At 68.5% G+C, this 14,086-nt stretch carries 12 protein-coding genes; all 12 read right to left on the bottom strand.

All coding sequences use genetic code 11. The features are described 5' to 3' along the window. Positions 1-7: 7 nt before the first annotated feature. Entirely contained in the window at positions 8-718 is a 711-nt protein-coding gene (locus M3149_RS11710; RefSeq protein ID WP_435370743.1) for an ABC transporter ATP-binding protein, read from the bottom strand. Beyond that, the gene (locus M3149_RS11715; protein WP_251709636.1) at positions 715-1,464 is read right to left on the bottom strand and encodes an ABC transporter ATP-binding protein; all 750 of its coding nucleotides are present in this window, start codon (positions 1,462-1,464) and stop codon (positions 715-717) included. The genes M3149_RS11710 and M3149_RS11715 overlap by 4 nt, the downstream gene beginning before the upstream one ends. Then, on the bottom strand, positions 1,461-2,513 hold the full coding sequence (locus M3149_RS11720; protein ID WP_251709638.1) for a branched-chain amino acid ABC transporter permease: 1,053 nt from the start codon (positions 2,511-2,513) through the stop codon (positions 1,461-1,463). Before M3149_RS11720 ends, M3149_RS11715 begins: the two co-directional genes overlap by 4 nt. A gap of 1 nt (position 2,514) precedes the next feature. Then, positions 2,515-3,408 (bottom strand): branched-chain amino acid ABC transporter permease, encoded by an 894-nt coding sequence (locus tag M3149_RS11725; RefSeq protein ID WP_251709640.1) that lies wholly within the window; start codon positions 3,406-3,408, stop codon positions 2,515-2,517. Positions 3,409-3,430: 22 nt separating this feature from the next. Further along, positions 3,431-4,612 (bottom strand): ABC transporter substrate-binding protein, encoded by a 1,182-nt coding sequence (locus M3149_RS11730; protein ID WP_251709642.1) that lies wholly within the window; start codon positions 4,610-4,612, stop codon positions 3,431-3,433. A 44-nt stretch (positions 4,613-4,656) separates the two neighbouring features. Continuing rightward, positions 4,657-5,469: an enoyl-CoA hydratase/isomerase family protein gene (locus M3149_RS11735; protein WP_251709644.1), complete on the bottom strand. Its 813-nt coding sequence runs from the start codon at positions 5,467-5,469 to the stop codon at positions 4,657-4,659. Between the two features lie 45 nt (positions 5,470-5,514). Beyond that, the gene (locus M3149_RS11740) at positions 5,515-7,062 is read right to left on the bottom strand and encodes an AMP-binding protein (RefSeq protein ID WP_251709646.1); all 1,548 of its coding nucleotides are present in this window, start codon (positions 7,060-7,062) and stop codon (positions 5,515-5,517) included. Further along, the gene (locus tag M3149_RS11745) at positions 7,055-7,558 is read right to left on the bottom strand and encodes a (2Fe-2S)-binding protein (RefSeq protein WP_251709648.1); all 504 of its coding nucleotides are present in this window, start codon (positions 7,556-7,558) and stop codon (positions 7,055-7,057) included. The genes M3149_RS11740 and M3149_RS11745 overlap by 8 nt, the downstream gene beginning before the upstream one ends. Then, a complete protein-coding gene (locus M3149_RS11750) occupies positions 7,555-8,370 on the bottom strand; it encodes an FAD binding domain-containing protein (RefSeq protein WP_251709650.1) in 816 nt (271 codons plus the stop codon). The genes M3149_RS11745 and M3149_RS11750 overlap by 4 nt, the downstream gene beginning before the upstream one ends. Further along, positions 8,367-11,309 (bottom strand): xanthine dehydrogenase family protein molybdopterin-binding subunit, encoded by a 2,943-nt coding sequence (locus M3149_RS11755; protein ID WP_251709854.1) that lies wholly within the window; start codon positions 11,307-11,309, stop codon positions 8,367-8,369. The genes M3149_RS11750 and M3149_RS11755 overlap by 4 nt, the downstream gene beginning before the upstream one ends. Before the next feature lie 205 nt (positions 11,310-11,514). Next, positions 11,515-12,393 (bottom strand): AraC family transcriptional regulator, encoded by an 879-nt coding sequence (locus M3149_RS11760; RefSeq protein ID WP_251709651.1) that lies wholly within the window; start codon positions 12,391-12,393, stop codon positions 11,515-11,517. A 237-nt stretch (positions 12,394-12,630) separates the two neighbouring features. Then, positions 12,631-14,085 carry an aldehyde dehydrogenase gene (locus M3149_RS11765; protein WP_251709653.1) on the bottom strand — a complete coding sequence of 485 codons (1,455 nt, stop codon included), beginning with the start codon at positions 14,083-14,085 and terminating at the stop codon, positions 12,631-12,633. Position 14,086: the final 1 nt, after the last annotated feature.

Consider the following 14,086-nt stretch of genomic DNA (forward strand, 5'->3'; position numbering starts at 1 on the left):
GCCGCCTTTACACGCTGATGCGGCCAACAAGCGCCTGACGGTCGCCTGGATCGCTCGATTCACCCTCGGCCACCACCTGGCCGCGTTCGATCAGGTAATGCCGCGTGGTCAGGTTCAGCGCGCGATGCACGTTCTGCTCGACAAGCACGATGGGTGTCCCTTCACGGGCCAGCTTGCCGATCAGCTCGAATATCTCGTCGACGATCATCGGCGCCAGCCCCTCCGTGGGTTCGTCGATCAGCAAGAGGCGCGGAGCCCCCGCCAGCACCCGCGCGATCGCCAGCATCTGCTGCTCGCCTCCCGACAAGGTGGTGCCCATCTGACGCCGTCGCTCGGCCAGCCGGGGAAACCGCTGGTAGGTCTCGTCCAGGCGCCGGCGGGATTCGGCCCGGCTGCGCGACGGGCACTGCATCTGGCCCAGTCGCAGGTTCTCTTCCACGGTGAGTCCGGGAAAGATGCGCCGGTCCTCGGGCACCAGGCCAATACCGCGGCGGCAGATCTGGTCGGCGCTGACGCCGTCGAGACGCTCGCCATCGAACAGCACCTGTCCGCTCGACGGAGCCAGCCAACCCGCAATGGTCTTGATCACGGTGGTCTTGCCCACACCGTTGCGCCCGAACAGACCAATCACTTCGCCCTTGCCCACCCGTAGGTCGATGCCTTGCAGCACGTGGCTCAGACCGTAGTGGGTGTGAATGCCTTTGAGTTCGAGCATCAGTGCTTCTCCCCGAAATAGGCGGCCTGCACCGCCGGATTGGCGCGCACCTCGGCCGGTGGGCCCTCGGCCAGCTTCTGACCCTGGTGCATCACGACCACGTGGTCCGACAACTGCATCACCAGATCGACATCGTGTTCGACGAGCAGGATGGACAGCCCGTGGTCACGCGACAGGCCCCGGATCAGGGACTCGGTTTCGCGGGTGTCGGTGTGGCTCATGCCCTGGGTGGGTTCGTCGAGCAGCAGCATGCGCGGTCGCGAGGCCAGCGACACCGCGATCTCCAGGCGTCTTTGTTCGCCATGCGACAGGTAGCCGGCCAGCTCGTCGGCCTTGGCGCGCAGCTCGAACTGACCGAGTAGCTCGTCGACCCGTTGCGCGGCGATGGTGCTGCGCACCAGCGGCCGGAACAGGCCGCGGCCACGCTCCAGGAACTGTGCGGCCAGGCGAAGGTTTTCGCGCACCGTCAGATCGAAGAACAGGTTGGTGATCTGGAAGGAACGCGACAACCCATTGGCCAGCAGCTGGTGCGGCGCCTGGCTGGTCACGTCCCGGCCATCGAAGCGCACGCTGCCGGCCGTGGGGCGGATGGCACCGCTGATGAGGTTGAACAGGCTGCTCTTGCCTGCCCCGTTGGGCCCGATGACCGCGGTGATGCGGCCCGCCTGGGCCTCGAAGCTCACGTCGTGCACGGCCTTCAAGGCACCGAACTGCACGCTCAGGCCCTGAACCGAGAGGATGGCACTCATGGGTGGATCTCCTTGCGCGCGTGGCGGCGTTCCAGCCAGCGCTGCAGGGCCGGCGTGGCATAGCCGATCAGGCCGCGTGGCATCACGATCACGACGATCACGAACAGCACGCCGATCACGATGTGGTGATGCGCGGTGAAGGAACCCACCACCGAGCGCATGCCGGTGAGGATGGCCGAGCCATAGAGCGGGCCGATCAAGGTTCCGGTCCCGCCGACGATGACGTTGATGACCGCATTGCCCGAGACCTGGAAGAACATCAGTTCGGGCGAGACGAAGCCACGCAGCATGGGGTACAGGGCGCCGCTCATGCCGGCGATGCAGGCGGCAGCCACGAAGGCACCAAGCTTGTAGCGCCAGGGGTCCACCCCGAGAAAACCCACGCGGTGCTCGTTCGTGCGGATGGCGTCGAGCTGGCGACCAGCCGGGGTGTCCATCAGGTAACGCAGTCCGATGTAGATCGCGCCGATGAACGCCAGCACCAGCAGGAAGAATCCTTCGGGCGTGCCCGAGTTCAGGCCGGGGATCACGGTGGCCGCGGGCACGCCGATGATGCCGTCGGAAGCCCCAAGCTCGCGCGTGTTGTAGATCACCTTGGACAGCACCTGTGCCATGCCGAAGCTGATGAGCGCGAAATAGACCCCCTTGGAGCGTATGGCGATCAGGCCGCCGATGAGGCCGGCCACCATGCTGAACGCCAGCGCGCTGGCCATGGCCAGCCAGAAAGAGTCGCTCCAGTGTTTGAGCACCAGTGCCGACACGTACGCGCCCAGGCCGAAGAACAAGGCTTGTCCCAGGGGGAGCAATCCGACGCGACCCAGCAGCAGGTCCACCGACAGTGCCAGACCACCGAAGATCAGGGCCTCCGTGGCCAGGCGCAGGTAGAACACGTCGCCCAGGGCGAACGCGGTGGCGCCGAAGACCAGGGCCCCGGCAAAAAACAGGATGGCCAGCCATGACGCGGCGGAGCGTCGCCGTGCCGGGGAGGCCAGGGCGTCCATGCCCTTGCGCCCCGAGGCGATCGCGGAAGTCGATGCGGGTGTGGTCATCTCAGGCGCTCCCGAGTTTTCCGAACAGCCCTTGCGGACGCCACATCAGCACCAGGACCATGATCCCGAACAGCAGCGGATCGCTCCACACCGGCGAGATGTAGAGGCTGGAGATGGACTGCACCTGGGTGAGCAGCAGACCGGCCAGCACGGCGCCCTTGATGGAGCCCATGCCACCGATGATCACCACGCTGAAGGCGATGAGCACGAAGTCGCGCCCCATGGTGGGGAACACCGAATAGATCGGCGCCAGCAGCACGCCCGCAATGCCCGCCAGCGCGACACCGAAGGCGAACGTCGCGGCATAGACGCGGTGCACCGGCACGCCGAGCGAAGCGCTCATGTGACGGTCGTACGCGGCGGCTCGCACCACGGCGCCCACCGACGTGCGGAACACCAGCAGCCAGACCGCTGCGATCAGCGCGCCGCCGAACAGCATCACGAACAGGCGGTAGTTGGGAAAGAACAGGCCCACCATCTCGGTGGCACCGCTGATGGGTGCCTCCATGCGCAGCGGATTGGCGCCGAAGACGATCTTGAGCGCGTCTTCCAGCACCACCGCCACGCCGAAGGTGAGCAGCAGGGTCAGCGTGTGGCGGTCCTTGCTGTGAAAGACGCGCTGGATCAGGCCGCGTTCGGTGGCGTAACCCAGCACCGCCATCAACAGCGGCGTGAGGGCCAGTGCCCACCAGAATGACAGCCCGAGGCCCAACAGGGCCACGGCCAGGTAGGCACCGATGGCGTAGAACTCGCCGTGGGCCATGTTGATGACGTCCAGCAATCCGAAAATGATCGTCAGGCCCAGGGCCATCAACACCACGGCCACGCCGATGGAAAGGCCATTGATCATCTGCGGTGCCAGCACGAACTGCAGCCACTCCAGGGCGTTGCTCATGGTGTTGCGCTCCAGGCGTTGATCAGAAGCGGTTGCAGACGTCGGGACCGATCGCCGCGTCGGCCTTGACCTGCCCCACCAGCTCGAACTTGCCACCGTTCACGCGCATCGCGTACATGTCCTGCATGGCCTGGTGGTCGCCGGCGCGCATCGTCTTGGTGCCCTGCGGCGTGTTCCATTGCAGACCACGCATGGCGGTACGGACCTTGTCGGTGTCGGTGCTGCCGGCCTTTTCGACCGCGGCCTTGTAGAAGAACAGCACGCCGTAGCTGTCGGCGCCGTACAGGTCGGGCGCGGCCTTGTTGGCTGCTTCGAAGTCGGCCACGAACTTGCGGTTTTCGGGCGAGTCGATGCTGGTGGCATAACCCACGCCGGTCACGAAGCCGTCGGCTGCCTTGCCGATGGCGGGCAGGTTCTGCGAGGTCACCGTGCCGGAGGCGCCCACCACCTGCACGTTGCGGCTGATGCCGAACTCGGCCATCTGCGAGAACAGCCGCACCGTGTCGTTGCCGGCCACCGACGTGTAGATGACCGCCGGCCGGGCCGAACGCATCTGACCGAAGAACGGGGAGTAGTCCTTGTTGTCCAGCGGCGCGAACACCTCGCCCACCGACTTCGCGCCCTTGGCTTCGGCGGCCGTCTTGAAGGCAGCGACCGTGCTGCGCCCCATCTCGTAGTCGGGGCCGAGGTAGAACACGTTGGCGTTCGGACGCGTGCTGGACAGCCAGTCGGCCAGGGCGGCCGATTGCATGCCGGCGCGGGCGTTCACGCGGAACACGTTGGGCGAGCACTTGTCCCCGGTGATGGAGTCCGCGAACGACACGGTGGTGGCGATCAGGCGGCCGTTGCGCTCGGCGAGCTGGCCGACGGCCAGCGTCGATCCGCTGTTCACGGTGCCGGTCAGGAAGTCGACCTTGTTCACCTGGAACAGCTTCTCGGCCTTCTGCACGGCCACGGCGGGGTTGGCCTCTTCGTCTTCGTAGATCAGTTCCAGGGGGCGTCCGGCCACACCGCCGGCGGCGTTGATCTGGCGCGCGGCCAAGTCCAGCCCCCACTTCACCTGCTGGCCGATGCCGGCGTAGGTGCCCGACAGCGGCGTGACAACGCCGATGCGGATGGGCTGTGTCTGTGCCAGGGCGCTGCCGGCCAGGCCGGCCAGGGCGAGCGCCAGCGGAAGGGATGCGGTGCGAAGGGTGGTGTTCATGTCTGTCTCCTCGATCGGGGGTGGGGTTGGGGGTGGCGGGAAAATCAGGTGCCGTTGAAACGGGGGCGGCGCTTGTCGTGGAAAGCCTCGACGCCTTCACGGAAGTCGTTCGAGCTGCGCAGGCGCGAGTAGCAGTGCCCTTCGAGCTCGATGGCGATCGACAGGGGCGAGTCCTCGGTGTCGTTGAGCAGCTTCTTGGCGGTGCGCTGTGCCAGAGGCGAGAAGCCGCGCAGTTCGTCGACCAGTGCGTCCGTGGCGGCCTCGAGTTCGGCGTCGGGCACGCACTCGGTGGCCACGCCCCAGTCGCAGGCCTGGGGCCCGGCGATGCGGCGGCTGCGCATCACGATGTCCTTGGTGCGCGTGATGCCGACCATCTTCTGCAGCCGGGCCGAACCACCCGAACCGGGGATCTGCCCCAGCTTCTGTTCCGGCAGTGCGTACAGCGTGGTCGGTGTGACCAGGCGGAAATCGCAGGCCAGGGAAATCTCGAAGCCGACACCGAAGCAATAGCCGCGTGCGGCAGCGATCACCGGCTTGCTGCAGCGGGCCGGTGCGGCCACGTTCCAGGCCAGCTTGCTCACATGCTCGGGTGAGGCCTCCAGAAAGCCCTTGATGTTGCCGCCGCTGGAGAAGTGCTCGCCTTCGGCGCGCAGCACGATCACGCGCACATCGTCGTTGGCGTCCAGGGCTTCGAAGGTGATGCGCAACTGCTCGCGCTGCGTCATCGAGATGACGTTGAACGGCGGTCGGCAGAGCACGATGTCGGCGCGCTGGCGTGCGGGGTCGATGTCGACGCGGTAGCCGTCGAACGCAGCACTCAGGGTGAGCGCGGGGTGTTTCAGGTCATTGAGTTGCATGGCGTCCTTGCGGGGGGGGTGGGAGAAACGAAGGGGGGGCAGTCGTCAGGCCGGTGGCACGGCGGGCAGCGGTGGGGGCGCGGCGTCGAACTCGCCGGCCACCAGCTTGCGTCGCAGCACCTTGCCCACGGGCGACTTGGGGATCTCGCGCACGAACACGTATTCGCGCGGGCGCTTGAAGTTCACGAGGTCGGAGGCGCGGCAGTGCGCGTCCAGCGATTCGGCGGCCACGTTGTCGCGCGCCTTCACGAAGGCCACCACACGCTGGCCCCAGCGCTCGTCCTTGAGTCCGGCCACCGCCACTTCATCCACCGACGGGTGCAGGGACAGCACGGACTCGATATCGACCGGCGAGATGTTCTCGCCGCCGCTGATGATCATGTCGTCCACACGGCCGGTGACGAACAGATCGCCTTCTTCGTCGACATAGCCGGTGTCACCGGTGAAGTACCAGCCGTCGCGCAGGCTGCGCGCATTGGCCTCGGGGCGGTTGTGGTAGCCCTCGAACGCTTCGTCGCTGAGCAGGTCGGCCACGATCTGGCCCTCCTCGAGCGGTGCGGCCACGTGCTGCGGGTTCTTCGAGTCGAGCTTGATCACCCGCAGGCGGGTGTTGATGCCCGCGCGGCCGGCCGACCCGGGCTTGCCCACGGCGTTCTGGTTGATCGAGAAGGTGTAGATCTCGCTGCTGCCGTAGTGATTCACGAACAGCTCCGGCTGGAAGGCCTGCTGCAGGCGCAGCAGCAACGCGTCGTGCATGGGCGCGCCGGCGAAACCGAGCTTGCGCACCGATTGCGTGTCGGTGCGCTTGAAATCGGGGTGCGAGAGCAGGTCGTGATAGAGCGTGGGAACGAGGTAGAGATGGCTCACGCGCTCGGCCTCGATCGCACGCAGGGCGGCCGCGGCGTCGAAGCGGGGCATGCAGACGAAACGGCCATCCACCAGTGCCATGGTGAGCAGCGAGCGAACGCCCATGGTGTGGTAGAGCGGCATGACGCCCAGCGTGCGTTCGCCGTAGCCATAGCGGTTCTGCGCCACGTGCGCCAGGGCGGCCACGCGCTCCGCGCGCTGCCTGCGCGGCACGCCCTTGGGCGCGCCGGTCGTGCCCGACGTGTACAGCATGAGGGAGAGGTCTTCGGCCCGCGCCATGGGCGTCGGATCGGCAGGCTCGGCGAAGGCTTGTGCGAAGCGCGGGTCGTCGCCGGCCACATCCCCGACGGCGATGCGCACCACGGCCCGTGCCAGCAGCGACTGCGAGACCGCTTCCTGCGACACCGCTTCGTAGACCAGCAGCTTCGCGCCCGAATCGCGCAGCGCGTAATCGATCTCCTCCGGCTTGGCGCGCCAGTTGAGTGGCGTCATCACCAGGCCGGCAAACTGGCAGGCCCAGTGCAGCGTGGCGGCCTCGTGGCGGTTCTGCAGCACCCCGAGGACGTGATCGCCCGGGCGCAGACCCAAGGCCGCCAGGCCGCGTTGCACGCCACCGATGGCACGCGCCCATTCGGACCAGCTCAGGCGCAGGGCGCCATCGACCAGTGCGGTGGCCGCGGCCGCGCGGTCCACGCTTTGCAGGAAGGTGCGTCCGAGATCAAGCACGGGCCACCTCCATCACGGCGTTGACGATCGGCGTGTAGCCGGTGCAGCGGCACAGGTGCCCGCTGAGCATGTCGCGCACCGCGGCCTCGTCGGGCACCTGGCCGTTGGCGCGCTGGCGCTGCAGCCAGTCGGCGCTGGACATGAGGATGCCCGCGGTGCAGAAGCCGCACTGCAGCGCGTGGTGGCGCTTGAAGGCGGCCTTGAGCGCATCCAGCACCGCGTCGTTGCCGCCGGGGTTCTCCACGGTGTCGACCTGGCGGCCGTCCACCTGGACCGCCAGCGTCAGGCAGGCACGGGCGGCCACGCCGTCGATGCGCACCGTGCAGGCGCCGCAGACACCGTGCTCGCAGCCCACGTGGGTGCCGGTGGCGCCGAGTTCATGGCGCAGGAAATCGCTGAGCAGCAGCCGCGGTCGGGCCTGGCCGCTGCGCGCGCGGCCATTGAGGGTGAGGCGCACCGTGTGCAAGGCCTCGCGCTCGAGAACGGGGTGGTTCATGCGGGTCTCCGTGCTTGCTGGATGGCCTGTCGCGCCAGACGGCGCAGCAGGTGGCGGCGTGTGGCCGCGCTGGCGTGGGCGTCGTCACGGACGTCGAGCGACCACGCGAGTTCGTTCAGGGCATCGTCGAGCGCGTCATCGGCCAACGGCGGCAATTCGACGGCGTGCGGCCGGTCACCCAGGCCGCCCACCGCCACCCGCATGCCTTGCGCATGGGCGATCACCGCGACCGCGCACAGCGCGAAATCGCCATGGCGGCGGGCGTGCTCCGCAAACCCGAAGGACTGACCTGCGGCGGGGCGCGGGAAACTCACCGCTTCGATGAGTTCGTCGGCCCGGCGCGCCGTGCTCAACAAGCCGGTGAAGAACGCAGCGGCGGCCAGCTGGCGGCGATCGCGCGCGCTGCGCAGATGCACGCTGCCCTGCAGTGCCACCAGGCACAGCGGCAGCTCGGCCGACGGATCGGCGTGCGCAACGGACCCACACACCGTGCCGCGGTTGCGGATCTGGACGTGCGAGATGTGCGGGATGGCCAGTGCCAGCAGCGGTGGCACATCGGGATGTGCCTGCAACTGCGCTTGCGTGACGGCCGCGCCGACGCGTAATGCGCCCGGCTCCACCGCGATGGACGCCAGCTCGGCGCTGCGCGAGATGTCGATCAACAGCGCGGGCTGGGCCAGCCGCATGTTGAGCACGGCCATCAAGGACTGACCGCCGGCCAGGATGCGCGCGCCTTCGCCATGGCGCTGCAGCAGCTCGGCGGCGACGGCCGCGCTGTCGGCGCGCACGTAGTCGAACGCGGCGGGCTTCATGCCATGACCCCCAGGCGCTGCAGCAGGCGGCGCCACCAGGCCACGGGCGCGGCATCGCCGCCCGAGGCCTGGCGACCCAGCGATTCGAAGAGCTGCGCCACGATCACGCGCGCGGCGCCCTCCAGCATGCGGCTGCCCACCATGGCCACCTTGCCACCCACCTGGGCGCGGTAGTCGTAATGCAGCAAGGTGCCACCGGCCGTGGCTTCCAGGCGCACCAGGCCATCGCCCGCGCCCGTGCCCAGGCTGGAGCTGCCGCGGCCAGCCAGCCGCAGCCGGTGCGGCGCCTCGATGTCGGAGAGCGTGATGCGCGCTTCATAGCGCGCCTTGATCAGACCGATGCCCACCGTCACATCGGCCCGGTAGCGGTTCTCGCCATCGGCCTGCAGTGCGTGGCATCCCGGGATGACGCGGGCCAGCGCCGCGGGGTCGAGCAGCACGGCAAAGACGCGCTCGGGCGGTGCGGCAATCTCCACCGTGCCTTGCGCGGCGAGCGACAGGCCTTCGCCCGCCGCAGCCGGCGCGGGGGTAGGTGCCTTCGGGTGGCGCGGCGCGGGTTCCGTCTTCTGCAGGTAGGCGAGCACGCGATCGGGCGTGAGCGGTAGTCGGATGTCGGCGACGTCGCGTAACGGACGCAGCGCGTCTGCGAAAGCATTGGCGATGCAGGGCGGCGTGCTCATGTTGTTGCCTTCGCCCAGGCCTTTCGCGCCCAGGGGCGTGAAGGGGCTCGGCGTCTCCAGGTGCACGATCACCGGATCGGGTATCTCGCAGGTGGTGGGCATCAGGTAGTCGGCCAGCGTGCCGCTCTGGAAGCTGCCGTCGGCGCCGTAGCGGAACTCCTCCAGCAGGGCGGCGCCCAGGCCCTGCGCAAAGGCGCCCCGGATCTGGCCGTCGGCCAGCGCCGGGTTGAGCAGGCGTCCGGCGTCGTGCGCCGTGATGTAGCGGTCCACACGCACCGCACCGGTGTCGGGGTCGATCTCCAGGCCGCAGACGTCGAACACGAAGCCGTAGGCGGCCGAGGTGTTGACGCGGTCCTGCGGATCGGGCGCGCGCAGGGTCTCGGGCGTCCAGAAGGCGGTCTCGCGCAGACCCGGTGTCTCGCCCGCCGGCAGCAGCGCGGGCGCCCAGTGCGGGCTGGCGGCCAGCCGCGTGAACGGCTGGGCCTGGTCCGGCTGACGGCGGTTGAAGACCTTGCCGTCCTCGAAGCCGATGTCCGCGCTGTCGCAGCCCCAGGCCGCGGCGGCGATGCGCGCCAGTTTGTCGCGCAGGCGCTGCGTGGCCAGGTGCACCGTGCCCGCCACGGCACCCGCGAAGCGGCTGCTGTAGTTGCCCGCGGCCACGCTCCAGGCGTCCTTGGCGGTGTCGAACTCCACGTTGACCACCACCTGGGCGGGGTGCAGGCCCAGCACGTCCGCCACCACCTGGGCGCACACCGTCATGTGGCCCTGGCCTGCGGGGGCGGAGGCGATGGTCACGTTGACGCCACCCAGCAGGTCGATGGCCACGGTGGCGCTGGCGATGGCGCCGTTCTTGGGCCCGGCCTTGGCGCGCTGTTCGGCCGTGAGCACGGTGCTGATGTAGCCCATGTTCGACACCGACGGTTCGACGATGGCGGCCACGCCGATGCCGTAGAGCCGGCCCGCGGCCCGCGCTGCGCGCTGACGCTCGCCGAGTTGCCGGGCCTGTGCTTCGGCCATGGCCATGTGGGTCAGGCGCGCGTAATCGCCGGAGTCGAGCACCGCGCCGGCGGCCGCGGTGTAGGGAAAGGCGTCGGCCGGCACGTAGTTGCGCAGGCGCAGTTGCACCGGGTCGATGGCCAGCTCGACCGCGATGCGGTCCATCAGCCGCTCCAGCGCGTAGTACACCTGTGGCCCACCGAAGCCACGCACCAGGCCGGTGGGGGTCTTGTTGGTCACGACCACGCGGTTGCGCACCGCCAGGTGCTCGATGGCGTAGGCGCCGGTGAGCGCGCCGTGCATGCGGTAGAAGGTGGCGGGTTCGGGCGCGCGCAGGTAGGCGCCCACCTCGTCGGCCTGGTCGTAGCGCAGCGCCAGCACGCGGCCCTCGGGCGTGACGGCGGCCTCGATGGTGGTCAGCCGCGCGGTGGCCGAGGTAGCGGCGCTCAGGTGCTCCAGGCGGTCCTCGACCCACTTCACCGGCGCACCCGCCTTGCGCGAGGCCAGGCACATCAGCACCACATACGGGAACACCGCCTGCTTGACGCCGAAGCTGCCCCCCGAATCGCGGGGCACGCGGTGGCGCAGCTTGTTGCCCGGCACCTTCAGGGCCATGGCCATCACCGCGTGCAGCGAAAACGGCCCCATGAAGTTCGAGAGCACATCGTAGCCCTCGTCGCCAGGCAGGTGTTCGGCGATCACCACACCGCATTCGATGGGCGAGCAGCTGTTGCGCGGGTAGTGCACCGTGGTGCGAACGGTGCGCACGCCGGGTCGGGCGAAGGCCGCCCCGGGGTCACCGTAGCAGAACTCGCGGTCCGACACCACGTTGCTGCCCACGGCCTCGTGCAGCGGCAAAGTGCCTTGCTGCAGCGCGCGTTCGATGTCCATCACCACCGGCAGGGGCTCGTACTCGACCCGCAGCAGATCGAGCGCGTCCTCGGCGATGTAGCGGTCCTCGGCCACCACCACCGCGACCGGTTCACCCACGTGGCGCACGCGGTCCACGGCGAGGGCCCAGTGCTGCATCGGCTGCTTGACGCCCACCACGAAGGGCTGGGCCCAGGCCTGCACGTCGGCACCGGTGAGCACGGCGCGCACGCCGTGCAGCGCGAGTGCGGCCTGCGTGTGGATGCCGAGCAGCCGGGCGTGCGGATGGGGAGAACGCAGGACCGCCGCGTGCAGCGTGCCCGGGCGTGTGCCCAGGTCATCGGCGTAGGCGCCGCGACCGTTCAGCAGGGCATCGTCTTCCAGCCGCTCCATGCGTTGGCCGACCCAGGCCTGCCGGGCGGCACCCACCAGTGAAGGTTCTGCGTGCAAGCTTGTCTCCTGTGCCGACGTGGCGGCTGCAGTTCATGTGCAGCGCCAGTGTCAGGAGGCAGGAGGTGCGCGCGTTATCGCCAGCGTCGGGCGAATGACCGGACGATCTGCCGGCTATCCCAATAGTCTGGTGACTTTGCGGCCGCGCTCAGATCACGTGCGAGCGTGGGCCGGCCGGCGGCTCGAACAGGTTGACCTTGCGGCGGTAGTCGCTGGGCGTGATGCCCAGGTGCGCGCGAAAGAAGCGCGAGAAATGGCTGGGCGCGGAGAAGCCGAGTTCGTGCGAGACATCGCCCACCGGTTCCTGGCTGTGGGTGAGCCGCTGCACCGCCGCCTCGAAACGCAGCACGTTGGCGTAGACCAGCGGCGTCACGCGCGTGTCGCGCTGGAACAGCGTGAAGAAGTGGGCGCGCGACAGACCGGTGGCGGCGGCCAGTCCGTCGACGTCGAGTTCGCGCGCCACGTCCTGGCGCATGAGGGCGATGGCCTGGCGGATGCGGGGGTCCATGGCCACCGGCGGTTTGCTGCGCAGCAGGCTGGCCAGATCGCGCCAGCCCGAGTAGCTCTCGACCACGGCGATGATGAGGTTGAACAGCAGGTCCTCGAGGCGCCCGGGGGAGACCTCATCGTCCCACCAGAGTTCGAGCACGAACTCCTCCACCATCTTGCGGGTGGCTTCGGTGAGTCGAACGCAGGGTTCGGGAAAGAAACGCGGATGACCGGACAGTGCCAACGAGCGCTGCAGCTCGGCCAGCCAGCCGGGCTCGATGTAGAGCGCCAGGATCAGCGTGCGCGCACCGGGAGGCGCTTCGTGTTCGTAGGCGTGGTGTTCCCAGGCGTTGACGAGCACGGCGGTGTCGTCCGTGAGCGGCGCGCGCTCTCCGCGCACGCTGAAGGCGCTGTCGGCACCGCCCGCCTTGATCAGGATGTGGCAATGATGATGGGCGTGTCCCACCAGCGGTGCGTCCATGTCCAGCAGCGCAACCCGGCCGAAACGCCCCTGAAAGATCTTGATGGCTGAGGACAAGTTCGAACTCCTGGGCCGAACGATACCGGGATCCGTGGGGACTGAACAGGTGCCGTCGACAGGGGCATCCGGGTGGTTTCCCAGGGTGGGTCGCCCCGGGAACGGGCCGTGCCGTGACGCATTCTGGCGGTTGAAGCCACCGTTCGCGAAGCTTCCCGGCCACACACCGGATCAAAGGCCCTGGAAGCTCCCGCCTCCAGGGCCTTTGCCCTCCTCCTCGCGGTTCGTTGCCGCTGATCAGAACGGGTAGTGCCGCGGTGTGGTCTGCAGGGTGATCCAGCGCAGCTCGGTGAACTCGGCGATGCCGGCCTTGCCGCCGAAGCGGCCGATGCCGGAGCCCTTGACGCCGCCAAAGGGCATCTGGGCTTCGTCGTGTACGGTGGGGCCGTTCACGTGGCAGATGCCGCTGTCGATCTTGCGCGCGACGTTGAAGGCGCGGGCGATGTCCTTGCCGAAGACGGCGGCGGAGAGGCCGTACTCGTTGTCGTTGGCGCAGGCGATGGCTTCTTCGGTGTTCTTCACGCGCACGATGCACTTGACCGGTGCAAAGGTCTCTTCGCGGTAAATGCGCATCTCGGGCGTGACGTGGTCGAGCACGGTGGCGGGCATCAGGGTGTCGGTGCTCTTGCCGCCGCACACCAGTTTGGCGCCTTTGGCGAGTGCGTCGTCGATGAGTTCGTTGCAGAAGTTCACGGTGTTCATGCCGATCACCGAACCCAGCACCACGGGCTCGGGCTTGCGCGGGTCGCCCACGGGCAGGTTCTTCGCCTTGTCGCCGAACTTCTTCACGAATTCGTCGGCGATTTTGTTGTCCACGATGATGCGTTCGGTGCTCATGCAGATCTGGCCGCTGTTGGCGAAAGCACCGAAGGCCGCGCCATTGACGGCGTCGTCGATGTCAGCGTCGTCAAGGATGACCAGCGGTGCCTTGCCGCCGAGTTCCAGCACCACGGGCTTCAAGTACTTGGCGCAGGTCATCGCGATGATCTTGCCGACCTTGGTGGAGCCGGTGAAGTTGACGCGCCGCACCGCGGGGTGCGCCACCATGGCTTCCACCACGGCGCCGGCGTCGGCCGGGGCGTTGGTGATGTAGTTCACCACGCCGGCGGGGAAGCCCGCGTCCTGGAACGATTCGATGATGAGCTGGTGGGTGCGCGGGCAGTTCTCACTGCCTTTCAGGATGACGGTGTTGCCGCAGGCCAGCGGCACGCAGATGGCGCGCACGCCCAGGATGATGGGCGCGTTCCACGGCGCAATGCCGAGCACCACGCCCGCGGGCTGGCGCACGCCCATGGCCAGGCTGCCGGGGATGTCGGACGGGATCAGCTCGCCCGAGATCTGGGTGGTAAGCGCCGCGGCCTCGCGGATCATGCCGGCAGCCAGGAAGCAGTTGAAGCCGGCCCACATGGCGGTGCCACCGGTTTCCGCGGCCACGGCTTCGATGAACTTGGGCGTATTGGCTTCGAGGGCGTCGGCGGCTTTCAGCAGCAGCGCACGGCGCTCGCCGGGCCCCGTTTCGCTCCAGGTCTTGAAGGCCTCGGCCGCGGCTTCGACGGCCATCACCGCATCGGCCGGGCTGGCGGCGGGCGCGCGCGTGGCCACGCTGCCGTCAAGCGGGTTGCGCCGTTCGAAGGTGGCGCCTTTTTCGGCCGTGACTTTGAGGCCGTTGATGAGCATGGACATGTCGGACATG

It is taken from the genome of Hydrogenophaga intermedia, from assembly GCF_023715105.1.
GTDB lineage: Bacteria > Pseudomonadota > Gammaproteobacteria > Burkholderiales > Burkholderiaceae_C > Hydrogenophaga > Hydrogenophaga intermedia_A.

Excerpts from the sequence above, each read along its gene's own strand:
- M3149_RS11720 (WP_251709638.1), bottom strand. The coding sequence starts at position 2,513 with ATGACCACACCCGCATCGACTTCCGCGATCGCCTCGGGGCGCAAGGGC.
- M3149_RS11755 (WP_251709854.1), bottom strand. The coding sequence starts at position 11,309 with ATGGAGCGGCTGGAAGACGATGCCCTGCTGAACGGTCGCGGCGCCTAC.
- M3149_RS11715 (WP_251709636.1), bottom strand. The coding sequence starts at position 1,464 with ATGAGTGCCATCCTCTCGGTTCAGGGCCTGAGCGTGCAGTTCGGTGCC.
- M3149_RS11725 (WP_251709640.1), bottom strand. The coding sequence starts at position 3,408 with ATGAGCAACGCCCTGGAGTGGCTGCAGTTCGTGCTGGCACCGCAGATG.
- M3149_RS11765 (WP_251709653.1), bottom strand. The coding sequence starts at position 14,085 with ATGTCCGACATGTCCATGCTCATCAACGGCCTCAAAGTCACGGCCGAA.
- M3149_RS11735 (WP_251709644.1), bottom strand. The coding sequence starts at position 5,469 with ATGCAACTCAATGACCTGAAACACCCCGCGCTCACCCTGAGTGCTGCG.
- M3149_RS11730 (WP_251709642.1), bottom strand. The coding sequence starts at position 4,612 with ATGAACACCACCCTTCGCACCGCATCCCTTCCGCTGGCGCTCGCCCTG.
- M3149_RS11750 (WP_251709650.1), bottom strand. The coding sequence starts at position 8,370 with ATGAAGCCCGCCGCGTTCGACTACGTGCGCGCCGACAGCGCGGCCGTC.
- M3149_RS11745 (WP_251709648.1), bottom strand. The coding sequence starts at position 7,558 with ATGAACCACCCCGTTCTCGAGCGCGAGGCCTTGCACACGGTGCGCCTC.